We start from the raw sequence: 223 nt of genomic DNA, 5'->3' as shown, positions 1-223 counted from the left end.
GCAAGACGATGGTGAGACCGTGGATCACCGCGCTTGGAGCAAGCAGAAATGGGGGCATTTCAATGGGGTTTACTGAAGCTGTTCGGACTGTTCTGAAGCAGAAATACGCAACCTTTTCCGGCAGGGCTTCCCGCTCGGAATATTGGTGGTTCATGCTGTTCTATGGGCTGGCGCTGCTCGCACTTATAATTCCGGCCTTTGTGCTTGCCTTCGCTTTCAGTGG

1 protein-coding gene is annotated in these 223 nt (G+C 53.4%); it reads left to right on the top strand.

Translation table 11 applies throughout. The annotated features are described in order from the left end of the window. Nucleotides 1-62 precede the first annotated feature (62 nt). Nucleotides 63-223: DUF805 domain-containing protein (locus tag AF337_RS40815; protein ID WP_152971180.1), on the top strand; the 161-nt coding region annotated here is incomplete at its 3' end.

Origin of the sequence: Rhizobium ecuadorense, assembly GCF_001187535.1 — a bacterium.
GTDB lineage: Bacteria > Pseudomonadota > Alphaproteobacteria > Rhizobiales > Rhizobiaceae > Rhizobium > Rhizobium ecuadorense.
The sequence above is the reverse complement of the archived record's forward strand: the minus strand, read 5'-3'. Positions and strand labels throughout refer to the sequence as shown.